This window comes from Cellulosimicrobium funkei, from assembly GCF_001019615.1.
Classification (GTDB): Bacteria; Actinomycetota; Actinomycetes; order Actinomycetales; family Cellulomonadaceae; genus Cellulosimicrobium; species Cellulosimicrobium cellulans_E.
Genome location: NZ_JNBQ01000035.1, coordinates 14,117 through 40,115, shown reverse-complemented (window position 1 = coordinate 40,115; position 25,999 = coordinate 14,117). Strand labels below are relative to the sequence as shown.

Below are 25,999 nucleotides of genomic sequence, written 5' to 3'. Positions count from 1 at the left end.
GGCCTCACCGACCAGAAGCCCACGCTCCGCCCCGGGACCCAGCTCGAGGTGCTGGCGGGCGAGTCCCTGCCGATCGACATCACGGAGCACGTGCTCGTCGTCGAGGGCAGGACGCCGCGGCTCACGACCGAGGACAAGGTCACGGCGACCGAGGGCTCGCGCGAGGTGCCCTCCGTGACCGAGATCGTGTACACCCCCGAAGCCGACTACACGGGTCCCGCGGCGGTGTCGTTCGAGGTCACCGACGGCTCCGGGCCCGACGACCCCGAGGGTCACACCAACGTGCTGACGATCCCCGTCACCGTGCTGCCGCCGGAGAACCTCCCCCCGGAGCTCGTGGGCACCCCGACGCTCGACGTCGCGGCGGGCGAGGAGGCCTCGGTCGACCTCGCGCGCTTCGCCACCGACCCGGACGGCGACCCCCTGACCTTCAAGGCCACCGGCCAGGCGCAGGGTCTGACCGTGACCGTCGAGGGCTCCACCCTGCACGCCCAGGCCACCCCCGAGGTCCCCAAGGGCTCGGTCGTGCAGGTCCCGATCACCGTCACCGACGGCGAGCACCCCCCGGTCGAGGGCACCGCGACCCTGACCGTCGTGGCCTCCACCCGACCGCTCGCGCGCGCCAACCAGGACACCGTCGACGACGCCCACCAGGGCAAGCCGACCACGGTCCCCGTGCTCGCCAACGACTCCAACCCCTTCCCCGACACCCCGCTGAAGCTCGTCGACGCGGTCGTGGAGACCGGTCAGGGCACACCGAGCGTCGCGGGTGACCAGGTCACCGTGACGCCTCGCGACAACTTCATCGGCGTCATGGTCGTGAGGTACCGGGTGCAGGACGCCACGAAGGATCCCGACCGCGAGGTCGAGGGCCGCATCCAGCTCACGGTGCTCGGCAAGCCGGACGCTCCGGCGACGCCACAGGTCGAGGAGGTCCGGTCGAAGACCGTCGTGCTGTCCTGGGACCCGCCGAACAACAACGGCGCCGAGATCACGGGCTACACCGTGCGATCCCAGAACGGCTACGAGAAGGCCTGCGGCACCACCACCTGCACCCTCGACGGCCTGACCAACAACGTCGAGTACACCTTCACCGTGTTCGCGACCAACGCCGTCGGCGACGGCCCCGCCTCCCCGGCCTCCGCCGTCGCGCGTCCGGACGAGAAGCCCGACCCGCCCGCCGCGCCCACCCTCGAGTTCGGCGACCAGTCCCTCACCGTCACCTGGACCAACCAGACCTACACCGACCGCTCCGCCATCGAGACCGTCGACCTGGAGATCTCGCCGGCGCCGCCGGTCGGGGCCGTCCAGAAGACGGCGCTCACCGGCACCTCCGTGACCTGGGACGGGCTGCAGAACGGCGTGGCGTACAAGGTGCGCGTCCGGGCGAACAACCGCGCCCCGGACCCCTCGGACTGGGGCGAGTACTCGGCGGCGGAGACACCCGCGGGCAAGCCCGCGGCGCCGGGCAAGCCCTCGGCGAAGCGCACCGCCATCGGCGACACGTCGCAGATGCAGGTCTCGTGGGCGGCGCCGGACGACAACGGTGCGGCGATCACCTCCTACACCGTCGAGGCGGTGCAGGGCGGCTCCGTGGTCAGGACCGCGACCGTTGCCGGAGGCGCCACGTCGGCCACCCTCGGCGTGCCCGCCGACACCACCGGCTACACGTTCCGTGTCAAGGCGCACAACAAGGCCACCGACAAGTTTGGTGACGCGGAGTTCTCGCCGGCGTCCGACCCGGTCCGTGCGTTCGCGACCCCGGGCACGGTGTCCAACCTCAGCGCCGACGCGAACGGGATGAACGGCCAGATCCAGCTCTCGTTCGGCGCGGCGTCGGGCAACGGCGTCCGGGCAGAGGAGATCTCGTACCAGTACGACGCGGGCAGCGGCTGGCAGGCGCTCGGCGGCAACAAGATCGTCGGAGGCCTCACGAACGGCACGCCGTACACGATCAAGGTGCGCGCGGTCGCGGGCGTCGACGGCGCACGCGAGCCCGGGGCGGCAGCCAGCGCCAACCGGGAGTCGCCGTACGGCCCGATCCCCGCGCCGGACGTGTCCATGACCGGCGGCGACCAGAGCATCTCCTACCGCTGGTCCACCTCGGACAACGGCCGCGACTACAGCGTGTCGGTCCGCGGCGCGGTGCAGTCCAGCGCGAAGTCGGGCTCGGGGACCCTGAGCGTCGGGTACTCGGCGACGCGCGAGATCTGCGTCAAGGTCACGCCCACGGAGGGTGCGGCGAAGGAGACCTGCCGGTCCGCGACGTCCGACAAGAAGCCCGAGCCCGTGTTCACGGTGAGCAAGGGCAGCAACCACAAGCTCCCCGACGGCAACTGGCCCGGTGTGTGCACCCACTCGTCGTGCGCCGAGCTGTACCTGACCATCAAGGACGGACCGCCGAACACCGCCTTCCGGACCACCTGCTACGGCGGTGGCGACCGGATCGGGTCGGGCAACTACAGCTACGACGCGCAGGGTCGAGCCCTGCGGACCGACGGCAACGGAAACTACTCGGGCGGCCAGCAGTGCGTCTGGGGGCAGCCGGGCTCGTCGGTGCGGATCGACACGACCATCGGGAACACGAACTCCATGACCTGGTACTAGCGGCTCGACGACCCCGAGCACGCCTCCAGCACAGCGAACGGAAAGCGACGAATGACCACCATGACCCCCGAGCAGGCCGCCTGGTTCGCTCAGACCTTCGACCGCCTCGTCGGCAATGTGGGCCAGGCCGTCCTGGGCAAGGCGCACGTGGTGCGCCTGACCCTGACGTGCATGCTCTCCGAGGGCCACATCCTCCTCGAGGACGCCCCGGGCACCGGCAAGACGTCGCTCGCCCGCGCCCTGGCGGCGAGCGTCCAGGGCACGAACAACCGCATCCAGTTCACGCCGGACCTGCTCCCCTCGGACGTCACCGGCGTGACGATCTACGACCAGAAGACCGGGAAGTTCGAGTTCCACCAGGGCCCGATCTTCGCGTCGATCGTGCTGGCGGACGAGATCAACCGTGCGTCGCCCAAGACGCAGTCCGCTCTGCTCGAGGTCATGGAGGAGGGTCGGGTCACCGTCGACGGCGTCGGCCACGAGGTCGGCCGCCCGTTCATGGTCATCGCGACGCAGAACCCCATCGAGCAGGCCGGCACCTACCGGCTGCCCGAGGCCCAGCTCGACCGCTTCCTCATGAAGGCGTCGATCGGGTACCCGGACCACGCGTCGACCGTGGAGATCCTCTCGGGTGCCGCCGTGCGCGACCGGAGCAAGGCGCTCCAGCCGCTCATCACCACGCAGGCCGTGACGGAGATGGCCGAGCTCGCCGCGCGCGTGCACGTCGACGGTGCGGTGCTCGAGTACGTCTCCCGCCTCGCGGAGGAGACGCGCAACGCGCCCGAGGTCCGGGTCGGCGTCTCCGTCCGTGGCTCGCTCGCGCTCGTGCGCTGCGCGAAGGTCTGGGCCGCGGCCCACGGCCGCAACTACGTGCTGCCGGACGACATCAAGGAGCTCGCGCAGCCGGCCTGGGCCCACCGCCTCGTGCTCGACCCGGAGGCGGAGTTCGCCGGCGCGACGAACGAGGCCGTGCTCGGCCGCCTCCTCGCCGACGTCGCGGCGCCGCAGGAGCGACGCTCCGCCTGACCGGAGGCGCGGCGCTCCCCACGCCGCCCGCCCATCCCGCCCGTCCGCGCTGCCGTGCGGACCTCCGACGGCGGACCGTCCTTCCCCGTACCGATCGAGAGCTCATCGCATGAACGCCTCACACGGCCCCTCGACCGGCCGCCCGAGCGCCAGCTCCGGCAGCCCGCGCGGCAGGACCGGCACGCCACCCGCGTCGTCGGCCCTCGCCGGTCTGCTCCGACCCCTCGCGGCGCCCCTCCGACGGGTCGCGGCGCCCGTCGGACGCGCGCTGGCGCCGGCGGCGCGGGCCGTCGAGCCCGTGACCTCGGCGGTCAGCCCCTTCGGCTGGGCGGCGCTCGTCGTCACCATCGGGGCCTGGTGGGCCGGGCTGGCCTTCTCGTGGCTCGAGCTCCTGGTGGTGGCGGTCCTGCTCACGGTGTCGCTGCTGGCAGCGATCGCGTTCGTGCTGGGCCGCTTCCGCTACGCCGTCGTGCTCGACCTCGCGCAGCAGCGCGTCACGGTCGGCGACCGCGCCGTGGGGCGGCTCGACGTGCGCAACGACTCGGGGCGGCCGCTGCTCCCGTCGGTCATGGAGCTCCCGGTGGGGCAGGGCATGGCGACGTTCCCCGTCCCGCGCCTGCGCCCCCAGGCGAGCCACGAGGAGATCTTCACGGTGCCGACGCACCGGCGCTCGGTGATCTCCGTGGGACCGGTCCGCTCCGTGCGGGCGGACCCGCTCGGCCTGCTGCGCCGGGAGGTCGTCTGGACCGAGCCCGAGGAGCTCTTCGTCCACCCGCGCGTGAAGAACCTCTCGGGCTCGTCCACCGGGTTCCTCAAGGACCTCGAGGGCCGCGTCACGACGGACATCTCCAACTCGGACGTCTCGTTCCACGCGCTGCGCGACTACGTCCCGGGGGACGACCGCCGGCACATCCACTGGAAGACGACGGCCCGCACCGGGCAGCTCATGGTCCGCCAGTTCGAGGAGACGCGCCGGTCGCACCTCGCCGTCCTCCTCTCCACGCGTGCGGAGGACTACGCGCACGACGACGAGTTCGAGCTCGCCGTGAGCGCGTGCGGGTCGCTCGGGCTCCAGGCGATCAAGGAGGACCGTGGCGTCACGGTCCTCGTCAACGACGGCAACCTGCGCGGCGACCACCGCACCCGGCTGCTCGACGACCTCGCGCGCGTCGAGACCCGGGCGCAGCGCACGTCGCTCGTCGACGTCGCCCGCGTCGCCGGCCTGACGATCAGCGACGCGTCCGTCGTGGCGTTCATCGTCGGCAGCAGGGTGACGCCCACCGAGCTGCGGGCGGCGTCCGCCCGGCTTCCCCAGGACGTCCGCGTCATGGCGATCCAGTGCGTCCCCGGGGCCTCGCTCAGCCGGCACGCGATCGCGGAGCTCGTCGTCCTCACCATCGGCGAGCTCGGCGAGCTCCCCCTCGCCCTGCGGAGGCTGAACGACTGATGAGCGCTCCCAGCACCACGACGCGCGGCTCGCGCCGCGCCACCCCGGTCGGCACGCCCGTCCCGTCCTCCGGCACGTCGCAACGCAACACGACCCGGCTGCGCGGCGCCGACGCCCCGCGGGCGCTCACGGCCCTCGGTGCCGTCGACGCGCTCGCGCTGGTCCTCGTCCTCGGCGCGGTCGCGGTCGGGTTCGGGCCCGTGTGGGGGTCGACCGGGTACCTCGTCCCGGCCGCCGGCGGTGCCGTCGTCGGGCTCCTGGTCGCCTGGCTCGGGGCCTGGCGCCGGTGGTCGGCCGCCACGGTGCTCGTGGTCGCGGTCGTCGCCTACCTGCTCCTCGGCGCCGCGCTCGCGCTCCCGGCCGACGCGATCGGCGGGGTCGTCCCGTCGCTCCAGACGATCACCGACCTGCTCCGCGGCGCCGTCACGGGCTGGAAGGAGTTCGTCACCACGGTCCCGCCGTTGCACTCCTTCCCGGAGCTCGCGGTCGTCCCGTACCTCCTCATGCTCGCCACCGCGCTCCTCGCGGGGACGATCGCGTGGCGTGCGCGCCGCGCCGCGTGGGCGCTCGTGCCCGTGGTGGTCGCGTTCGTCGGGGTCATCCTGCTCGGGACCGTCATCGCGGCGTTCCCGGTCGCGCAGGGTCTCGTCGTCGGCGGCGTGGGCCTGCTGTGGGCCGGGTGGCGGGTCACCGCCTCCCGGCTCGGCGCGCACCAGATCACGACCGAGGCGAGCAAGGCCGCGACGCGGCGGCTCTGGTGGCACCGCGTGCGCACGGGCGCCGCGATGCTCGTCGTCGGCGGCGTCGCGGCCGCGTTCGCCGCGCCCGTGCTGCTGCCGGACGAGCCGCGCACCGTGCTGCGCGAGACCGTCGTGCCGCCGCTCGACCTGCACGAGTACGTGAGCCCGCTCACGGCGTTCCGCAAGTACGCCAAGGACATGCGCGAGGACGAGCTGTTCACCGTGCGGGGGCTCCCTGCCGGCGCCAAGGTCCGCCTCGCCGGTCTCGACACCTACAACGGCGTCGTCTACGACGTCTCCAGCGGGTTGCCCGGCTCCGGCGTCTACACGCGCGCGGGCGAGGAGATCGCCACGGTCGCGTCCGGGACGCCGACGCGCGTCGACGTCCAGGTCGGGGAGTACACCGGCGTGTGGGTGCCCGACGTCGGCACGCTCGAGGGCATCACCTACGCGGGCGAGCGCGCGCGCGAGCTCGGCGAGACGACGTACTACAACTCGACGACGGGCACCGCGCTGACGACCGCCGGGCTGCGCCCCGGCGACTCGTACACGCTCGACACGCTCGTCACGGTCGAGCCCACCGAGGACGACCTGCGGGCGGGCGCGATCGACCAGTCGATCGAGGTCCCCACCCCGCCCAAGGACGCGCTGCCCGCGTCGCTCGCGGGCAAGGCCGCCCAGTTCATGGGGGAGGAGACCGAGCCCGTCGACCAGCTCTTCGCGCTCCGCGACGGCCTCGTGGCGAGCGGTGTGTTCTCGAGCGGTCTCGACACCCAGCCGCCCTCGCGGCCGGGGCACTCGGCGGAGCGCATCGACACCCTCCTCGCGGACGAGGAGATGGTGGGCGACGACGAGCAGTTCGCCGTCGCGCTCGCCCTCATGGCCAACCAGGCCGGCATCCCGGCGCGGGTCGTCATGGGCTTCTACCCGGACCTGGAGAAGAACCCGCTGGAGCCGGGCGAGCCGTTCACGGCGACCGGGACCGACGTGCACGCCTGGGCGGAGGTGCCGTTCGTCGGCTACGGGTGGGTGCCGGTCACGGCGATCCCCGACGAGGACAACAAGATCCAGCCGGAGCCCAAGAGCCTCCAGGTGCCCAAGCCCCCGATCCTCGAGGACCCGGAGCCGCCGGAGGAGCCTGCCGAGGCCGAGGCGGGGAAGGTCGACGACGAGGAGAAGGAGAAGGCCGAGAGCGACGGCTTCGACTGGGGCCAGGCGGCCCTCGTCGCGGTCGCCGTGGTCGTGCCCCTGGCGCTCCTCGCCCTGCCCGTGATCCTCGTGCTCGCCTACAAGGCGCGCCGCCGGGCCCGACGTCGCGCGGCGGCACGTCCCGTGGACCGGGTGAGCGGCGGCTGGCGCGAGGTCCTCGACACCGCGACGGACCTCGGGACGCCCGTCCCCGCGGGCTCCACACGGCGCGAGGGCGCCGGCCTCCTCTCCCAGGCCTACGGCGCGACGGCCACGATCCCGCTCGCGCACCGGGCCGACGCGACCGTCTTCGGCGAGGGCGAGCCGAGCGAGCAGGAGATCGACGCCTTCTGGGCGGACGTGGACTCCGTCGTCGTGGGGCTACGCTCCTCCGTGAACCGTCGCGCCCGCGTCCGTGCCGCACTCTCGTTGCGGTCCGTGCGCGCGGCCTCCGGTTCCTCGGGTCTGCGCCGGTGGCTGCCCGGCCGCCGCGCCGGCACGAAGGGTGGCGCCGTGCCCCCGGCGGCAGGGTCGCCGTCGGAGCCGACGAGACGACAGGGAGACGAGTCATGAGCGACGTGACGTGCGCCGCCTGCGGGTCCGCGCAGTCCTCGGGGTCCGCGTTCTGCGCGGTGTGCGGGCAGCCGTTCCCCCGGACGGGGCGGCCGGTCGCCGAGCCCGCCGCGGGCCCGGTCGGGAGCGTCCAGGCCGTCGCCGCACGCGCGGGATCGGACCTCCCGTACGCGGCGGCCCCGCACTCGGCGCCCGACACCACGACGGAGCCCGAGGTGTACGCCGCGACGCAGAAGGCCTTCGGCCAGCCCGCACCCGCGCCGTCGTCGTCTCTGGCCTCCGCCCCGTTCGCCGGGCGGGGTCGACGCTTCCTCGCCTACGTGGTCGACGTCGCGGTCCCGGGCCTCGTCGCGCTGGTGGTCGTCGTCGCGGGTCTCGCGATCGTCGGAGCGCCGCTCGGCAGCGTCCAGGTCGTGACGCAGGACGAGGCCGCCGCGCTGATCGGCAAGATGCTCGTCGTCTACGTGGTGGCCGGCGTCCTGGCTCTCGCCTGGTGGGTCGGGGTGTGGTTCTGGGAGGGCTCGACGGGCAAGACGCTCGGCAACCTCCTGACGGGCATCCGCACGGTCGACGCGGGGACGCGCGAGCCGATCGGCTTCGGCCGGGCCGCGCTGCGCTGGATCATCGTCGGCGTCGTGCCGGCGGGCGGGATCCTCGTGGTCCTGCTCAGCCCGGGCTTCGACTCCTCCGGCCGGTCGCAGGGGTGGCACGACAAGGCCGGCCGCTCCCTCGTGCTCGACGTGCGCGGTGTCGCCCCCGCGTCGCCGGGCGCGGGCTTCGAGGGGGTGGCCTCGCTCGTGAGCGGTGCGCCCGCGGGCGCCGGGTACGGCGCGGCCGGAGGGTACGCGCCGGCGCCCCAGCCCGGCTACGCCCCCGCACCTGCTCAGACGGGCTACGCGCCGTACCCGCCCGCCCCGGTCGGCGGCCAGGGCGCCGCGACCCCGGTCGCACCCGCCTCCCCGGGCGCGTTCGCCCCGGAGGCGCCGGCGGCTGCCGCTCCGGTCCCGGACCCCTGGGCGTTCCCGTCGCCCGCCGCGCCCGCGGGCGGCGGCCTGATCACCGGCGTCCCCGGCGTCGGGGGAGGCCCCGCGCCCGTCGCCGCTCCCGCGCCGCCGACCCCCGCCGCACCGGTGCCGTCCACGCCGGCGGCGCCTGCCGCGAGGCCCGCCGCCACCGCGCCCGCCGCCGCAGCCACGCCCGAGCCCGCCGAGGCGGAGTGGGACAGCACGCGGATGACGGCGCGGGACGTCCGTGCCATGGACCCCGCGCCCGACGTGTCGGTCGTCATCGAGCTCGAGTCCGGAGAGCGTCGCGCCGTCGACCGACCGACCCTCCTCGGCCGCAACCCGCAGGCGCCCGACGGCGGCCCGTGGAACCTCGTCGCGGTCGACGACCCCACGCGGTCCGTGTCCAAGACCCACGCCGAGCTCCGGGCGGACCCGAGCGGCCTGTGGCTCACGGACCGCGGCTCCACCAACGGCACCGTCGTCTCGGTGCCGGGAGCCCCGCCGCGCGTCGCCGAGCCCGGGACCCGCGTGCGCGTCCCCGTCGGCGCGACGATCCACGTGGGCGACCGCCGCATCGTCGTCCACCCCGGTGCCGCATGACGACCGAGCTGCCGGCCGAGGTCCACCTCGCCTGGGGCGCGGCGTCGCACCGGGGCGCACGCCGGCTCCTCAACGAGGACCGGTTCCTCGTCTCGCGCTCCGTCTTCTTCGTCGCCGACGGCATGGGTGGTCACGAGGCGGGCGAGGTCGCGAGCACGACGGCCGTCGAGGCGCTCCGGCCGCTCGCCGACCTCGACGTCGTCACTCCGGACGAGGTCCGCGACCGGATCGCGGTCGCGCAGGAGAACGTGCAGGCCATCGTCACCGAGCCCGGCCGGGGGGCGGGCACCACCGTCACCGGCGTGGTGGTCTCGGAGCAGGACGGGAACCCGTACTGGCTCGTCGTCAACGTGGGCGACTCGCGGACCTACCACCTCGCCGGCGGGCAGCTCGAGCAGGTGAGCGTCGACCACTCGGAGGTCCAGGAGATGGTCGACGCCGGGCTGCTGACGCCCGCGGAGGCGCTCACCCACCCGCGTCGGCACGTCGTGACGCGCGCGCTCGGCTCGCGCAACGCCCCGCAGGTGGACTTCTGGTACCTGCCGATCGAGCGGCACGACCGCGTCCTCGTCTGCTCGGACGGGCTGACGGGCGAGCTCACGGACGAGCGGATCGCCGAGGTCCTGCTCTCCACGCCCGACCCGCAGGCCGCCGCCGAGCGGCTGGTCCACGAGGCCATCGCGGCCGGTGGCCGGGATAACATCACAGTCGTCGTCGTCGATGCGACGGGCGTGTCCGACGACACGAGCGGCGGGAGCACGACACCGCGCGACCATGCCGGGGCGCCGGGCCCGGCCGTCGACGAGGACACGCTGCCCAGGGATGTTCGTCTCCAGATCGGGGGTCTGACGTGACGCTGCGCTACGTCACGGGAACCGCACGCGCCGTGGTGCGAGGCGGCACGGTCGTCGTGCTGCCGGGTCCGGTGGAGGCCTCGCTCGTCGAGCAGGTCTGGGACCAGCTCGGCACCGACGCAGGGGTCGTCGAGGTGCTCCAGGTCCTCACCGGAGCCTTCGGCTCGAGCCTGCGGACGGTGCCGCCGTTCGTGGTCGCGGTCGTCGCGGACCGTCGCGTCCACGTCGCCGCGCGCGGCCGGGTGACCGTCACCCTCGAGCTCGACGGCGGCGAGCGCGTGCGGGTCGAGGGCGAAGGCGTCACCACCTGGTCCGAGCGCGTCCTGGACGACGTCGTCGAGCTGCTCGTGCGCTCTGACACCGGCGTCGTCGGCACCCTCGACGAGGCGCCGGCCGGGGAGCCTCTGCTCGGGGACGCGGCCACGCTGCCGCTCGTCTCCGGCGTGGTCCTCGCGGGCGCCGTCGCGTGGCCGCTCGTCGAGCGCCCCGCCCGGCCGGCCGCCACGGACCTCCTCGACGACGACGCGCCCGTCGCCGAGCCCGCACCGAGGGACCGGCCCTCCTGGGGCTCGGCCGTCCAGCCGGCGGCCGTGGAGCCCGCGTCCGTTCCCGTGGTGGCCGCGCCGCCGCTCGGCGCGACGCTCCGCCTCCCCGAGGAGACCATCGCGCCCGAGCCGGAGTCCGACGTCCCGACCCCGCCGGTGGTCGCGGACGAGCCCGCGGCAGCGGTCGAGGCGTCCGAGGCCGCCGCGGCTCCGGAGGAGGACGACGACTACTCGCACCTGTGGGGGTCGACCATCCTGCGGACCGTCGAGGACGCGGCGGTGCGCACCGAGGACGACGAGGACCACGACGAGCCCGCACCCCCGGACGCCGTGACCCCGCCCGTCCCCCCGGCGCCGGTCGCGGGGGAGCCGTCCCTGCCGCCGCCCGCCCCGCCCGGCGACGGGCTCATCGCGGGCGTCCCGCGGGAGTGGACGGGTGCGACTCCCGCCGCGGCGCACCGCGCCGCGACCGTCGTCGACCCCGACGGCGAGCCCACCGAGGCCGAGGGCGAGCCCGCCCCCGGTCTCGACCACGACGGCCACACGGTGCACTCGTCCGCCATCGCGGACCTGCGCGCGGCCGCGCAGGACGCCGGTGCCGCCGCCCCGGTGCCGCCGCCGCCGTCGTTCAGCGCTCCGCCCGGGCCCGGCCAGCAGCAGATCCTCGCGCGCACGTGCGCCCAGGGGCACGCGAACCCGCCGTCGCGGGACGCGTGCGCGCTCTGCGGCGGGCCCCTCGAGGGCGACGCCGAGCTCGCGATCCGTCCGCCGCTCGGGCGGGTCCTCGTCTCGACGGGGCAGACGGTCGAGCTCGACCGTCCCGTCGTCGTGGGCCGGCGCCCGCGCACGCCCCGGTCGCAGGCGGCCGACCTGCCCCGTCTGGTGACGGTGCCCAGCCCGCAGCAGGACATCTCGCGCTCGCACCTCGAGATCACGCTCGAGGGGTGGCACGTCCTCGTGAGCGACATGGCGACGACCAACGGGACCACGCTCCTGCGCGCTGGCCAGCCGCCGCGGCGCCTGCACCCGTCGGAGCCGGTCCTGGTCGTCGACGGCGACGTGGCCGACCTCGGTGACGGCGTGACCCTCGTCTTCGAGGGGATCCGGTGAGCACCAAGCGCGCGCCGTCCCCTCCGCCGGAGATCAAGGGCTTCGAGTACGTCTCGCTGGTCGGCTCGGGCGGGTTCTCCGACGTCTTCCTCTACCAGCAGCAGCGCCCCCGCCGGCGGGTCGCCGTCAAGGTCCTGCTGCACGAGTGGTCGAGCCACTCGCAGCGGGCGGCGTTCGACGCCGAGGCCGACCTCATGGCGACGCTCTCGACGCACCCGTCGATCGTCACCATGTACGAGGCGGACATCGCCGACGACGGGCGCCCGTACCTCGCCATGGAGTACTGCTCGCGCCCCAACCTGGGCGCGCGGTACCGCACCGAGCGGCTCTCGGTCGCCGAGGCGCTGCGCACCGCGGTCCAGATCGCCGGTGCCGTGGAGACGGCGCACCGCGCGGGGATCCTGCACCGCGACATCAAGCCCGCGAACATCCTCGTGACCGAGTACGGCCACCCGGCGCTCACGGACTTCGGCATCTCCTCGACGGTCGACGACGCCGCGCGGGCCGAGGGCATGTCGATCCCGTGGTCACCGCCCGAGTCGTTCGCCGAGCCGCCGCGCAGCGGCATCGCGACGGACGTGTGGGCGCTCGCCGCCACGACGTACACGCTCCTCGCGGGACGGACGCCCTTCGAGGTGCCCGGCGGCTCGAACTCGAGCGCCAACCTCATCTCCCGCATCGAGACCTCGCCGCTGCCCCCGACGGGGCGGACGGACGTGCCCGCCTCGCTCGAGCGCGTGCTCGCGACGGCGATGGCGAAGAACCCCGGGTCGCGCTACCCGACGGTCCTCGCGTTCGCCCGCGCGCTCCAGCAGGTGCAGAACGAGCTGTCGTACGCGGTCACCCCGATCGACCTGCTCGACGACACGGGGCACGTGCAGGAGGAGGAGCCGGACGACGACGCCGGGACCCGCCTGCGTCAGGTCGTGTCGATCGACCCGTCGGGGCCCGGTGAGACGTCGTCGGGACCCGTCGCGCCCAGCCGGCCGACCCAGCCCACGACGCCGCTGCGGCCGGGTCCGCAGGGCGGTCCGTGGCCCGGCCAGACCGTCGCGCCCGGACCGGCCGCCCCGCCGCAGCAGCCCGGACCGCGCGTCCCGCAGCAGCCCTACGCGCCCGCGGCCTGGAGCCAGGGCGCGCCCGCGCACACCGCGGGCACCACGCCGACGTCTGCCGTCGGCCCGGGCGGCCACGCGCCCGTCGCGGAGCTCACGGACCCGTCCCGGATGTACCCCGGCGCCCGGCGCCCGGGCGCCTGGGGTCAGCCCCCGGTCGAGGACACGGTCCACCGGACCGCCGGGCCGGAGGACGGCGGACCGGCCGTCGCGCCGACGGAGGAACGGTCCGGTCGTGGCGCGCTCTGGGCGACGCTCGCGGGCGTCGTCGGGGTCGCGGTCGCGGTCGGCGGGTTCTTCCTGCTGCGTCCGGACGCCACGGTGGACGACACGGACACCGGCGGGGGCGGCGAGGAGACGGCCGCCACGGACGACGACTTCGTGCCGTCGGACAACCTCGGCGACCTCGTGCCGCCCGTGAACGACCTGGTCGGCACGTACGACCCGGCGCGCGAGGTCGCGACGTTCACCTGGGCGTACGACTCGGACAAGGCGCAGGAGGGCGACATGTTCGCCTGGAAGAAGCTCGACCCGATCGAGGACTCGCCGTACAAGGACGCGTTCGACGAGACGACCGTCGAGCTGCGGGCCAAGCCGGGTGAGCAGGTCTGCATCGAGGTGATCGTGGACCGGGACGGCAAGTTCTCCGCGGCGCCCCAGAAGGCCTGCGTGACGGGGGAGGCGGCGTGAGCGAGCTCGCGGTCGAGTTCTGCGGGGAGTGGTTCCGCCCGTCCGTGGACGGGGAACCGTTCGACATCGGACGGGACGGCGACCTCGCGATCGAGGACAACCCGTACCTGCACCGCCGCTTCCTGCGCATCTCGCACGAGGGCGGCATCTGGTGGCTCGCCAACGTCGGGACCCTCATCTCCGCGACGGTGTGCGACTCGGGCGGCGGGGTCCAGTCCTGGCTCTCGCCGGGCAACCGCCTTCCGATCGTCTTCCCGACGACGTCGATCGTGTTCACGGCCGGGCCGACGACGTACGAGCTCACCGCACAGCTCCGCGGCGCGCCGTACCAGGAGATCCGCTCGGAGGACACCGAGTCGGGCGGCGCGACGACCATCGGCATGATCACCTTCACCACGAGCCAGAAGCAGCTCATCGTGGCGCTGGCGGAGCCGATGCTGCGCCGCGACGGCACGGGCCTGTCGGAGATCCCGTCGTCGGCCGCGGCCGCCGCCCGGCTGGGCTGGGCGACGACGCGCTTCAACCGCAAGCTCGACAACGTGTGCGACAAGCTCGACCGGATCGGCGTCAAGGGGCTGCGCGGCGGCCCCGGCGCGCTCGCGACGAACCGTCGTGCGCGCCTCGTCGAGTACGCCGTGGCGTCGCGCCTCGTGACCTCGGCCGACCTGCCCCTGCTCGACCTCGCCGACGACGGCTGACGTCGGCGGCTCCGCGGGCGCGCGTCCCGTGCGCCCCTCCTGGTCGCGCCCTGCGCACCGCCGCCCGACCGTCGGAGCCCTCCGGCCTGCCCGTCCCTCTTCCCGGACCTGAACAGGAACCTTCGTGCGAATCAAGCTCACGCTGCACCGCCCCGACGCCAGCACGACCAACGTCGCCGTCACGGCCGACGCGACGGCCACGGTGCGCGACGTCGCCGAGGCCCTGTTCGCGGGCGACCCCACCCGGTCGGGCACGGCGGTCCCGGACCGGCTCACGCTCCAGGTCGGCACCGCGCCGTCGGGGTCGGGCCAGGGTCGCGTGCTCTCGCCGACGAGCGACCTCACGGAGGCGGGACTGCGGTCCGGGTCGACGGTGTCGATCGTGCGGGTCTCCGAGCAGTTCGACGCTCCCGGGCAGGACCGCGGCGCGGCCGTCGCCGTCCTGCGCGTGCTCGAGGGGCCGGACGCGGGTCGCGAGTTCCCGCTGCCCGTCGGGACGAGCTACCTGGGCCGCGACCGCAACATGGACATCCGGCTGAGCGACCCGCAGATCTCCAAGCGGCACGCCCGCCTCACGGTGGGCGAGACGATCGAGATCACGGACACCAACTCGGCCAACGGGCTCGTCATGGGCGGCCAGCGCATGATGCGCTCGACGCTCACGTCGTCGGACACGGTGACGATCGGCAGCACGGTCGTGTCCGTCGTCGCGCTGCACCGCACGACGAGCCTCGCGCCGACGAGCCCGGTCGTGGAGTTCAACCGCTCTCCGCGCGTCGTCGCCCGCTTCCCCGAGCGCAAGCTCAAGGCGCCCAAGCCGCCGCAGCCCCCGGAGCCGCAGCGCTTCCCCTACCTGGCCATGGTCGCGCCGCTGCTCATGGGCGTGATCCTCTACTCGGTCACGCGGAACGTCCTGTCGATCGTGTTCGTCGGGCTGAGCCCGATCCTCATGCTCGGCAACTACCTCGACCAGAAGGTCCAGGCCAAGCGCAAGCTCAAGGCGCAGCGCGAGCAGTTCGAGGCGGGGGTCGTCGCGATGCGCGAGACGATCGACCGCACGCACGCCGTCGAGCGCGCGGTGCGCCTCTCGGAGGCCCCGTCCGTCGGCGACACGGTCGACGCGGTCCGGCGGCTCGGCGGGCTGATGTGGACGCACCGCCCGGAGCACGACGCCTTCCTCTCGGTCCGCATCGGGCTCGGCGCCGCGCCGTCGCGCACCCAGCTCGACCAGCCGGGCGAGAACAACACGCTGCCCGAGTACTGGAACGAGCTGGAGAAGCTGCACGCCCAGTGCGCGACCATCTCCGGCGTCCCGGTCGTCGCGCGCCTGCGCACGGACGGTGCGCTCGGCGTCGCCGGGGCGGGGGCCGCGGTCGACGCCGTCGCGCGCGGGATCCTCGTCCAGCTCGCGGGCCTGCACTCGCCGTCGGAGCTCGTGCTCGCGGCCGTGACGTCGCAGCGCTCGCGCGCCGACTGGGAGTGGCTCGAGTGGCTGCCGCACACCGGCTCGCCCCACAGCCCGCTGGGTGGCGACCACCTGGCCGACAACCCCGGCGCCGCACAGGCGCTGCTGTCGCAGCTCGAGGACCTCGTCGAGGCGCGCGGGGCCGACCTCGACACCCACGCCGAGCTGCGCGGGCCGATCGACCCCGAGGAGGGCGAGGACACGCCCAAGCCCGTGCTGCCGACCGTCGTCGTGCTCGTCGAGGACGACGCGCCCGTCGACCGCTCGCGCCTCACGCGCCTCGTGGAGCGCGGCGCGGACGCGGGCGTGCACGTCGTGTGGGTCGCGCCGTCGGTCGAGCAGCTCCCGGCGGCGTGCCGCACGTTCGTCCTCGTGGACACCGTCGACGCCGCGGGCGCCCCCGGAGCCACCGCGGGCGCCACGAGCGGCGAGGTCCGGGTGGGCCGGCTGTCGTTCCCGGTGGCGTGCGAGACGGTGGACCTCGCGACCGCCCACGAGGTGGCGCGCATCCTGGCCCCCGTGGTGGACGTCGGCGCGCCCGTCGACGACGACTCCGACCTGCCGCGCTCGGTCTCCTACCTCACCCTCGCCGGGACCGCGCTGGCCGAGGACCCGTCCCGCCTCATTGACGCGTGGCGCGAGAACGGCTCCCTGACGCCGCGCGACGGCTCGCCGCCCGTGCGACGCAAGGCGCCGACGAACCTGCGCGGGCTGGTCGGGCACTCGGGCACCGAGCCGCTCTACCTGGACCTGCGCACGCAAGGCCCGCACGCGCTCGTGGGCGGGACGACGGGCGCGGGCAAGTCCGAGTTCCTCCAGTCGTGGGTGCTCGGCATGGCCGCGGCGCACAGCCCGGACCGCGTGACGTTCCTCTTCGTCGACTACAAGGGCGGCGCGGCGTTCGCGGACTGCGTCCACCTGCCGCACACCGTCGGCCTGGTCACCGACCTGTCGCCGCACCTCGTGCGCCGCGCGCTCACGTCGCTCCGGGCCGAGCTGCGCTACCGCGAGCACCTGCTCAACCGGAAGAAGGCCAAGGACCTCGCGTCCCTGGAGCGGACCGGCGACCCCGACGCGCCCCCGAGCCTGCTCATCGTGGTCGACGAGTTCGCGGCCCTGGTGAACGAGGTCCCGGAGTTCGTCGACGGCGTCGTGGACGTCGCCCAGCGCGGTCGCTCGCTCGGGCTGCACCTCATCCTCGCGACCCAGCGTCCGGCGGGCGTCATCAAGGACAACCTGCGCGCCAACACGAACCTGCGCGTCGCGCTGCGCATGGCGGACGAGGACGACTCGACCGACATCCTCGGCATCCCGATGGCCGCGCACTTCGACCCGTCGATCCCGGGTCGCGGCGCGGTGAAGACCGGACCTGGTCGCATCACGCCGTTCCAGACCGGATACGCCGGCGGCTGGACGACGGCGCAGCCCGAGCGGTCGCGCATCGACATCCAGGAGATGGCGTTCGGCTCCGACATCCGCTGGGAGCTGCCGGAGCCCGAGGTCGAGGAGGTCACCGACCCGGGCCCCAACGACATCGCGCGCGTGGTCGCGACGATCTCGCGGGCCGCGACGGAGGCCGCGGTCCCGGTGCCGCGCAAGCCGTGGCTGGCCGAGCTCGCCCCGACGTACGACCTCGCCCGCCTGCCCAACCCCCGCACCGACACGATGCTGCTGCTCGGCGTGGAGGACGACCCGACGACCCAGGCACAGCCGACCGTCTTCTACGAGCCCGACCGCGACGGCAACATGGCGATCTACGGCACGGGTGGCTCGGGCAAGAGCGCGACGCTGCGGACGATCGCCGTCTCCGCGGCGATCACGGCGCGCGGCGGCCCTGTCCAGGTCTACGCGATCGACGCGGGTGCGAGCGGTCTGCGGATGCTCGAGGACCTGCCGCACGTGGGTGCGGTCATCTCGGGCGACGACGAGGAGCGCGTCCAGCGCGTGCTGCGCACGCTGCGCGACCTCGTCGACGAGCGCTCCGCCCGCTACGCCGCGGTCCGTGCGGGCAGCCTCGACGAGTACCGGCGCCTCGCGAACGCGCCCGCCGAGCCGCGCATCCTGCTGCTGGTCGACGGCATCGGCGCGTTCCGCGAGTCCTACGAGTTCCGGCCCGCGCACGCGTTCCCCGTGTGGGGCGCGTTCACCGCGATCGCGACGGACGGGCGCCAGGTCGGCGTGCACGTCGTCGTCGCGGGCGACCGCGCGGCGTCGGTCCCGACGTCGCTCGGCTCGACGATCCAGAAGCGGCTCGTGCTGCGCCTCGCGAGCGAGGACGACTACCTGACGCTCGGCGTCCCCAAGGACGTCCTGTCGCTCACGTCCCCGCCCGGACGCGGCGTGCTCGACGAGAACGAGGTCCAGATCGCGGTCCTGGGCGGCGACCCGAACGTCGCGCTCCAGGCGCGCGAGCTGGGCAAGCTGCGCGACGCGATGACGCGCCTCGGCATCCAGCAGGCGCCGGGCGTCGAGCGGCTCCCGGACAGCTTCGCGCTGGACTCGCTGCCCGAGGTCACGGGCGGCCGTCCCACCATCGGCCTCGACGACCTGGACATCGCCCCGGTCGCGCTGCCGGCCCGGGGGACGTTCATGCTCTCGGGCCCGCCCGGGGGCGGTCGCACGACGGCGCTCGTCACCATCGCCCAGGCCGTGCGCCGGGCGCGCGCGGGCCGGGTCGTGTACCTCTCGCCGCGCCGCACGAGCATCTCGGCGCTCGACGCCTGGGACACGGCGGCGACGTCGCCCGAGGAGGTCGTGACGCTCCTCGAGTCGCTCACGCAGGCGCTCGACGGGGGCTCGCTGCGACCGGGAGCGCTCACGGTGCTCGTCGAGTCGGTGACGGAGTTCACGGGGACGCCGGCGGAGCAGCCGCTCGTCGCGTTCGTCCGGGCCGCCACGCGTGCCGAGCAGCTCGTCGTGGGCGAGGCCGAGTCGTCGACCTGGGGGCAGGCGTGGGCGATCGCGCAGCCGTTCAAGGCCGGTCGCAGCGGTCTGCTCCTCACCCCGGGCGACCTCGACGGCGACACCTTGCTCGGGACCGGTCTCGGCCGGATCCGGCGCGCGGACTTCCCGCCGGGACGCGGCTTCCTCGTCGTCTCCGGGAGGGCGCGCAAGCTGCACGTCGCGCTCCCGCGGTAGCGACGTGACGCCCGCGGGGACCTCATGGGGACACCTCCCCATCGACGGGTCGCGCGGGCCGATGGTTGAGTAAGGCCATCGACAACGGGACGACGTCCACGCAGGGTGGGGGTCGAGACACAGAAGGAGAACACCATGGCTGGTGGCATGTGGGGCGCGAACGTCGAGGAGCTGCGTGGGCTCGGTCAGACGCTGCAGCAGAAGGCGGACGAGATCCGCACGACCATGCAGAACCTGAACTCGCAGATCCAGAGCGTGCCGTGGGAGGGCCCCGACGCCCAGCAGTTCAAGGGCAGCGACTGGCCGGCCGCGCAGACGCAGCTCAACAACGTCGCGCAGACGCTGACGGACGCGGGCCAGAAGGCCACGCAGAACGCGCAGCAGCAGGAGCAGGCGTCGAACAGCTGATCCGCTGAGCTCCACCGAGGGCGCGGGACCCGGGACGGGTCCCGCGCCCTCGGCGTGTCCGGGGTCGGGTGCGGCCCGCCGGTGGCCCGGCCGGGCGGTCGGGGCTCCGCCGGTCTGCGAGACTGCTGGCGCGCCCCGCGCCGCCGGAGCGCGACGAGAGCGACCGAGAGGACCTGAACGTATGGCCGAGCTGCGCTACCCGAGCGACGACTTCCCCGCGCCCGTAGGGGTGCGGCTCGACGCGCCCGACCGCTGGGTGCCGCTGCCCCACGTCGCCCTGCCGCTCGCGCTCGGGCGCGAGGTGGAGGAGGGGGAGTTCAACCCGAACGTCATCGTCGTGGTCTCGCGCATCCGGGCCGAGCAGACGCTGGACGACGCGCACGCCGAGGTGCTGCGCAAGCTCAAGCCGCTGCCGCGGCTGCGCCAGCTCGACGGCGGCGACGTGGACGTGGACGGCCTGCCGGGGCGGTGGGTCGAGGCGTCCTTCAAGGGCGGCGGGGGAGCGGTGCTGGTGCAGTCGGTGCGGACGGTCGTCGTCCCGCGCGGGCCGGTGGCCGACCTCGTCCAGACGACGGGGACGTGCACGCTCCTCCAGCACCCGTGGGCCGCCGCGGAGATCCGCGCCGTGCAGGAGAGCCTCCGCGTCGACCGCTGACCCACGGCGTTACATTCGCCCGGATCACAAGACGAGGTATCCACCAGGCGAGACCGGTGAGACCCTGGTCATGGAGGAGAGGGCCCGAGTGAGGCAACCCTCACCCCAGTCGTACAATCGAGAGGTCTCCTGCGGCCGGTACCCACCGGTCGACGCGGAACGGCCCGTCGGCCGCGCGGGAGAGACCCCCGTCCTCGACCGGAAGGCGCCCTGTCCTGTGAGCAGCATCCGTCCACTGCGCGTCGCGATCGTCGGCGCTGGTCCCGCCGGGATCTACGCCGCGGACATCCTGTCCAAGACCGACCTCGACGTGAGCATCGACCTGTTCGAGCGCCTGCCCGCGCCGTTCGGCCTCGTGCGCTACGGCGTCGCGCCGGACCACCCGCGCATCAAGCAGATCATCGTGGCGCTCCACAAGGTGCTGAGCCGCGGCGACATCCGCCTCCTCGCGAACGTGGACTACGGCGTCGACCTCAAGCTGGACGACCTGCGCCAGTACTACGACGCCGTGATCTTCTCGACCGGCTCGATCCGCGACGCGGCCCTGCCGATCGAGGGCATCGACCTGCCGGGCTCGTACGGCGCGGCCGACTTCGTCTCCTGGTACGACGGCCACCCCGACGTCCCGCGCACGTGGCCGCTCGAGGCGCAACAGGTCGCGGTCCTCGGCGCGGGCAACGTCGCGCTCGACGTGGCGCGCGTGCTCGCCAAGCACGCGGACGACCTGCTGCCGACCGAGGTCCCGCAGAACGTCTACGAGATCCTCAAGTCGTCGCCCGTCACCGACGTGCACGTCTTCGCCCGCCGCGGGCCCGCGCAGGCCAAGTTCTCGCCGCTCGAGCTGCGCGAGCTCGGGCACGTCCCCGACGTCGACGTCATCGTCTACCCGGAGGACTTCGAGTTCGACGAGGGCTCGATGGCGGCGATCAGCTCCTCGAACCAGACCAAGCAGGTCGTCAAGACCCTCACGGACTGGACGCTCAAGGACCCGGGCGAGAACACGGCGTCGCGGCGCCTGCACCTGCACTTCCTGCACGCCCCGGCGGCCGTGCTCGGCGACGGCAAGGTCGAGGCGCTGCGGACCGAGCGCACGCAGCTCAACGGCGACGGCACCGTCTCCGGCACGGGCGAGTTCCACGAGTGGCCCGTCCAGGCCGTGTACCGCGCGGTCGGCTACTTCGGCTCGCCGCTGCCCGAGATCCCGTTCGACGAGCTCAAGGGCGTCATCCCGAACCGCGAGGGCCGGGTCATCGACATCGACGGCGAGCACATCCCCGGCGTGTACGCGACCGGCTGGATCAAGCGCGGCCCGGTCGGCCTCATCGGCCACACCAAGTCGGACGCCTCGGAGACGATCCGCCACCTCGTCGAGGACGTCACGGGAGCCGGTGACGGCGGCGACGTCGCGGCGGCCGACCTGGCCGCAGGGCGCGTCGCGCCGCTCGGCGACCCCGAGGCCGTCGTGGACTTCCTCCGCGAGCGCGGGGTCGACCACATCGAGTGGTCGGGGTGGGAGCTGCTCGACGCGTACGAGCGCTCGCTCGGCGAGCCGCACGGCCGCGAGCGCATCAAGGTCGTGCCGCGCGAGGACATGATCCGCGTGGCGCGCGGCGAGTCGCAGGTCGGCTGACCCGGCGGCTGCGCCCGAGCACCTGAGCCACGACGACGGCGCCCCACCCTCCGCGGGTGGGGTGCCGTCGTCGTCCTCGGGAACGGGACGGTCGCCTCGGGCGTTCATCAGGGTGGGCGTCGACGGGGTCGGCGTTCGTCGGGCACCCGGTGGACCACGCGGGTGCCCGCGGCGCGGAAGGGAGCACAGCGTGGGGCGTCAGCACTTCAACGGTCTCAAGACGGCCGGCCTGTTCGGCGTCATGTGGGCCATCGTCCTGGGCCTCTGGGCGTTGTTCGGCGCCAAGGCGAACCTGCTGTGGGTGTTCGTCGGCATCGGCCTCGTGACGACGTTCTACGGGTACTGGAACTCGGACAAGATCGCGATCCGCGCGATGCACGCGCGCCCCGTGAGCGAGCTCGAGCAGCCCGCCATGTACCGGATCGTGCGCGAGCTCTCGACCGATGCGCGCCAGCCGATGCCCCGCCTCTACGTCTCGCCGACGCAGGCGCCCAACGCGTTCGCGACGGGCCGCAACCCCAAGAACGCGGCCGTGTGCTGCACGGAGGGCATCCTGCGCCTCCTCGACGAGCGCGAGCTGCGCGGGGTGCTCGGGCACGAGCTCATGCACGTGTACAACCGCGACATCCTCACGTCGTCGGTCGCCGGTGCCCTGGCCGGCGTGATCACCTCGCTCGCGCAGTTCCTGCTGATCTTCGGCGGCGACCGCGACCGTGGCGGCAACCCGCTCGCGGCGATCGCGATGGTCGTCCTGGCGCCCGTCGCGGCGATGCTCATCCAGCTCGCGATCTCGCGCACGCGCGAGTACGACGCCGACGAGGACGGCGCCAAGCTCACCGGTGACCCGCTCGCGCTCGCGTCCGCGCTGCGCAAGCTCGACGCCGGGACGCAGCGCGCGCCGCTGCCACAGAACCGCGACCTCGTCGACGTCTCCCACCTCATGATCGCGAACCCGTTCCGCGGCGCGGGCGTCGGCAAGATGTTCGCGACCCACCCGCCGATGGCGGAGCGCATCAAGCGGCTCGAGGCGATGGCCGGCCACGGCCCGGGCTACGGCGGCATCACGTACCACTGACCGGCGCTGCACCGGCTCCGGCGCCCGCACCGTCGGCGCGGCGCGTGCCCGGATCAGGCGCCGAGGACGACACCGGCGACGAGCGCCAGCCCTCCGAGGACGGCGACGACGGCGTCACGGCTCGGTCGGCGCCGGGACTCGGTGCCCGTCGAGGTCGAGACCGCGCGCGCTGCCAGGAGGGTGTCCCGTGCGACGAGCGGGTCGACCACCCCGCGCAGGTACCCGCCGAGCGGGCATTCGCTGATCACGAGCGCCTCCTCGGCGTCCAGCATCGACGGCGCGAGACGCACGACGAGCGCTCCCTGGCGGACGCTCACGCTCGTCACGCGCGACCAGGGCACGCACGTGTCCCGCAGAGGACCGCGGACGACGAGCGCGACCGCCGTCGTGGACAGCGCGGGGTGCGCGGCGGACGACCACGCCTGCAGCGCCCCGCCGACACCCACCGACCCGGCCAGCGCGGCGAACCACGAGGCCTCGGGTGCGGCCCACAGCGCGAAGGCCAGCACCACGGGGAGGGCGGCCCACGGACCGACCACCCCGGTGGAGCGCGCGAGCGACGCCCATCGGCCGGGCCGGGCGTCCTGTGGCGGGAGCGCGTCTGCGGCCAGGTCGTCCCCGTCGTCCGTGCCCAGGCTGCTCTCCGGGAGGGGCGCGTGACGGCGCGCCCGGGGTGGGGCCGACACCTCCGTGTCGGTGACGTACCAGCGGTCGTCGGGCCCGCGGACGGCGACGGGCCAGCCGTCCGCGCGGAGCCCGACGACGAGCAGCCGGGTGCCGTGCCAGGTCGGCGGGGACCCCTCCCACGAGGGCTCGTCGCCGGACTGGTCGCCCGTACCCTCCTCGGCGCGCGCCCGGGCCACGAGCTCGTCGTCGGACAGCTCGTTCACGTCCCGGTCGAGGTGGTCGTCGTCGTGCCAGGCCTCCTCCGGAGGCTCCGACAGCAGCAGGAGGTCCCGCGCGACGGCGATCGGTGCGGCGTGCACCGAGGGCAGGATCAGCGCGCCGTGCTCGTGCCACGTCGCGTACGCCGTCGTCGCAGGGCCGCCGTGGAGCAGCAGCCGGCGCACGCGCCGACGCCGGGCCGCCTCGTGCGCCAGGAGCGCGGTGCCCGTCAGAGCCCCGGCGCCGGCGGGGAGGAGGAGGAGCGACGGGTCGGCGACGTCGTCGACGAGCTCGGCCCGGCCGCTGCCGTCGTACCGCACCCCGACGACGTCGCCGACCTCGACGGACGCGAGCTCGAGCGGGACGTCGTACCGCAGCCCGTCGACCTCGACGACCGCGTCCAGGCCGTCCTCCTCGACCACGGTCCCGGCCGCCTCGAGCGCCCCGTCGCGGAACGCGTGCGCCGCGGTGAGGTCCCGCGCGAACCACGCGCCGCACACGACGGCCGCGACGAGGCAGGCGACCGCCGCCGCCGTCCGGCCCCCGCGCCACCGCGCGGCATAGGCGCGCGCCTCGGGCAGCCCGTCCGGCACCACGGGTCCCACGGAACCTCCCCACGTGGCGGACGCCTCCCGCTGCCGGACGCGGGCCCGCGACTGCGAGAGCGCGAGGAGCGCCAGGACCGCGGCGCCGCCCAGGGCCGTGGCCGCGGCGGGCAGCGGGGTGCCGACGGCCGCGACGGCCGTCACCACGGCGCCGGCCCACGTGCCGACGCGCGGGCAGACCCACACGAGGAGGAGTGCGCCGACCGCGACGCCCGCCAGCAGGCCGGTCGCCCAGTACGCCGGGTCCGCCGCCTCCTCGGCCGTGAGCACGTCCGAGTCGGCGGACAGGACGATGCTCAGCGTGATGTACGCCGTCCACGTCGCGACGAGCACCGCGGTGGTCGTCGCGGAGAGGGCGCGCCGTGAGGGACGGCGACCCCACGCGGTCAGGTCCGCCTCGGCCAGGGGAGGGTGCACGTCGGGAGTGTAGGGGCTGGGGCGCGGTGGCCGCGCTCAGCCGCGCGTCGACGTCCTCCCGGGCTCCCGGTGCAGGGACTCGACGGCCTCGAGCAGCACCCGTGCGACGCCGTCGTCGTCGTTCGAGGCCGTGCGGTCGGTCGCCGCCGCGAGCACGTCGGGGTGCGCGTTCGCGACGGCGAACGAGCGCCCCGCCCAGCGCAGCATGGGCAGGTCGTTGGGCATGTCGCCGAACGCCCAGACGTCGCGCGGTTCGACGCCGAGGCGCGCGCACCAGCGCGCGAGCGCGGCGTCCTTGGTGACCGTGGGGGCGAGCAGCTCGGCGAGCCCCGCCGCGCCGGAGTAGGCGAGGTGGGCCCGGTCGCCGACGGCGTCGCGCACGCGATCGAAGAACGACTCCTGCGCCGTCGTCTGCCCGTCCGCGACGACGACGGGCTGCGTCGCGGGAGCGTCCTCGACCGGCGCCCCGGGGTCCCGCGCGAGGATCTTGCCGACCGGCTGGCGCGCCGCGTCGTCCGGCGCGGCGCCGTGACCGAGCGTCGACTCCACCACGGCGACGACCTCGGCGTCGTCGTCCGGGGTGGAGCGGAAGCCCGGGTCGAACGTCGGCCCGTCGACGCGCTCGAACGCGAGCGCGACGCCCGGCACCGCGGCACGCAGGTCGGCGACCAGCGCCGAGGCCTGGTCCGCCGTGAAGCCGCACACGTCGAGCGCGCTCGCGGTGGCCAGGTCCCACACGGCCGCGCCGCCGAGGCAGATCACGTGCCCGTGGCTGCCCACCACGTCCGCGAGCTGGTCGAGCCAGCGCGGCGGCCGCGCGGTGACGAACACCACCTCGACCCCGGCGTCCTCGGCGGCGCGCAGCGCGGCGCGCGTGCGCTCCGAGACGGTCCCGTCGGACCGCAGGAGCGTGCCGTCGAGGTCGGTCGCGACGACGCGCGGGAGGTCGCTCGACGACGCGGCAGGACGGCCCGGCGCGACCGGGCGCGGGCCGCCGTCGGGCAGGGCCACGGCGAGGGTTACCGGTAGTTGGTGAACTGCAGCGCGACGTCGAGGTCGGCGCTCTTGAGCAGTGCGATGACGGCCTGGAGGTCGTCGCGCGACTTGCTCGTCACCCGGACCTCGTCGCCCGTGATCTGCGTCTTGACGGCCTTGGGCGCCTCGTCACGGATGATCTTGGTGATCTTCTTCGCGTTCTCGCTCGACAGGCCCTCCTTGAGGGTGGCTGCGAGGCGGTACTCCTTGCCCGACGCCTTGGGCTCCTTGTCACCCGTGTCGAGCGACTTCAGCGAGATGCCGCGCTTGACGAGCTTGGTCTCGAGGACGTCGAGGATGGCGAGCACGCGCTCGGCCGAGTTCGCGACCATGAGGATGCTCTCGCCGCTCCACGCGATCGAGGCGCCGACGTTGCGGAAGTCGTAGCGCTGCGCGACCTCCTTGGCCGCCTGGTTGAGCGCGTTGTCGACCTCCTGGCGGTCGACCTTGCTGACGATGTCGAACGAGGAGTCGGCCATGGGTAGG

Annotated in this window: 17 protein-coding genes; 14 read left to right on the top strand and 3 right to left on the bottom strand. The window is 74.3% G+C overall.

The window, feature by feature from the left end; translation table 11 throughout:
- From FB00_RS17395 to htpX, 14 genes are all read left to right on the top strand, one after another.
- The coding region (locus FB00_RS17395; RefSeq protein ID WP_047234173.1) for a fibronectin type III domain-containing protein at nucleotides 1-2,607 on the top strand (2,607 nt) is incomplete at its 5' end.
- Between the two features lie 51 nt (nucleotides 2,608-2,658).
- Nucleotides 2,659-3,633, top strand: a complete 975-nt coding sequence (locus FB00_RS17390) for an AAA family ATPase (RefSeq protein WP_047234172.1) — start codon at nucleotides 2,659-2,661, stop codon at nucleotides 3,631-3,633.
- 109 nt (nucleotides 3,634-3,742) lie between these two features.
- Entirely contained in the window at nucleotides 3,743-5,080 is a 1,338-nt protein-coding gene (locus FB00_RS17385; protein ID WP_064317172.1) for a DUF58 domain-containing protein, read from the top strand.
- A complete protein-coding gene (locus tag FB00_RS17380; RefSeq protein WP_052877755.1) occupies nucleotides 5,080-7,581 on the top strand; it encodes a transglutaminase-like domain-containing protein in 2,502 nt (833 codons plus the stop codon). Before FB00_RS17385 ends, FB00_RS17380 begins: the two co-directional genes overlap by 1 nt.
- Nucleotides 7,578-9,188 (top strand): RDD family protein, encoded by a 1,611-nt coding sequence (locus FB00_RS17375; protein WP_047234171.1) that lies wholly within the window; start codon nucleotides 7,578-7,580, stop codon nucleotides 9,186-9,188. Before FB00_RS17380 ends, FB00_RS17375 begins: the two co-directional genes overlap by 4 nt.
- Entirely contained in the window at nucleotides 9,185-10,042 is an 858-nt protein-coding gene (locus FB00_RS17370; RefSeq protein WP_047234170.1) for a PP2C family protein-serine/threonine phosphatase, read from the top strand. The genes FB00_RS17375 and FB00_RS17370 overlap by 4 nt, the downstream gene beginning before the upstream one ends.
- Nucleotides 10,039-11,697 carry an FHA domain-containing protein gene (locus tag FB00_RS17365; protein ID WP_047234169.1) on the top strand — a complete coding sequence of 553 codons (1,659 nt, stop codon included), beginning with the start codon at nucleotides 10,039-10,041 and terminating at the stop codon, nucleotides 11,695-11,697. The genes FB00_RS17370 and FB00_RS17365 overlap by 4 nt, the downstream gene beginning before the upstream one ends.
- Complete coding sequence (locus tag FB00_RS17360; RefSeq protein ID WP_047234168.1) at nucleotides 11,694-13,502, top strand: serine/threonine-protein kinase; 1,809 nt, start codon at nucleotides 11,694-11,696, stop codon at nucleotides 13,500-13,502. Before FB00_RS17365 ends, FB00_RS17360 begins: the two co-directional genes overlap by 4 nt.
- Nucleotides 13,499-14,200 carry a hypothetical protein gene (locus tag FB00_RS17355; RefSeq protein ID WP_047234167.1) on the top strand — a complete coding sequence of 234 codons (702 nt, stop codon included), beginning with the start codon at nucleotides 13,499-13,501 and terminating at the stop codon, nucleotides 14,198-14,200. Before FB00_RS17360 ends, FB00_RS17355 begins: the two co-directional genes overlap by 4 nt.
- A 124-nt stretch (nucleotides 14,201-14,324) precedes the next feature.
- Nucleotides 14,325-18,803, top strand: a complete 4,479-nt coding sequence (locus tag FB00_RS17350) for an FtsK/SpoIIIE domain-containing protein (RefSeq protein ID WP_047234166.1) — start codon at nucleotides 14,325-14,327, stop codon at nucleotides 18,801-18,803.
- A gap of 135 nt (nucleotides 18,804-18,938) precedes the next feature.
- Complete coding sequence (locus tag FB00_RS17345) at nucleotides 18,939-19,211, top strand: WXG100 family type VII secretion target (protein ID WP_021482523.1); 273 nt, start codon at nucleotides 18,939-18,941, stop codon at nucleotides 19,209-19,211.
- Between the two features lie 181 nt (nucleotides 19,212-19,392).
- On the top strand, nucleotides 19,393-19,866 hold the full coding sequence (locus FB00_RS17340; protein ID WP_047234165.1) for an LpqN/LpqT family lipoprotein: 474 nt from the start codon (nucleotides 19,393-19,395) through the stop codon (nucleotides 19,864-19,866).
- Nucleotides 19,867-20,083: 217 nt separating this feature from the next.
- On the top strand, nucleotides 20,084-21,496 hold the full coding sequence (locus tag FB00_RS17335; protein WP_047234164.1) for an FAD-dependent oxidoreductase: 1,413 nt from the start codon (nucleotides 20,084-20,086) through the stop codon (nucleotides 21,494-21,496).
- Between the two features lie 190 nt (nucleotides 21,497-21,686).
- Nucleotides 21,687-22,571 carry a zinc metalloprotease HtpX gene (htpX, locus tag FB00_RS17330; protein ID WP_047234163.1) on the top strand — a complete coding sequence of 295 codons (885 nt, stop codon included), beginning with the start codon at nucleotides 21,687-21,689 and terminating at the stop codon, nucleotides 22,569-22,571.
- 53 nt (nucleotides 22,572-22,624) lie between these two features.
- Here htpX and FB00_RS17325 read toward each other — a convergent pair whose 3' ends face one another.
- Genes FB00_RS17325 through FB00_RS17315 form a run of 3 tightly spaced genes read right to left on the bottom strand, consistent with a single transcriptional unit; the run spans nucleotide 22,625 to nucleotide 25,992 of the window.
- Nucleotides 22,625-24,478: a hypothetical protein gene (locus FB00_RS17325; RefSeq protein WP_047234162.1), complete on the bottom strand. Its 1,854-nt coding sequence runs from the start codon at nucleotides 24,476-24,478 to the stop codon at nucleotides 22,625-22,627.
- Between the two features lie 36 nt (nucleotides 24,479-24,514).
- Entirely contained in the window at nucleotides 24,515-25,483 is a 969-nt protein-coding gene (locus tag FB00_RS17320) for an HAD family hydrolase (RefSeq protein ID WP_082141454.1), read from the bottom strand.
- A 14-nt stretch (nucleotides 25,484-25,497) separates the two neighbouring features.
- Nucleotides 25,498-25,992: a YajQ family cyclic di-GMP-binding protein gene (locus FB00_RS17315; RefSeq protein WP_047234161.1), complete on the bottom strand. Its 495-nt coding sequence runs from the start codon at nucleotides 25,990-25,992 to the stop codon at nucleotides 25,498-25,500.
- Between the last annotated feature and the right edge of the window lie 7 nt (nucleotides 25,993-25,999).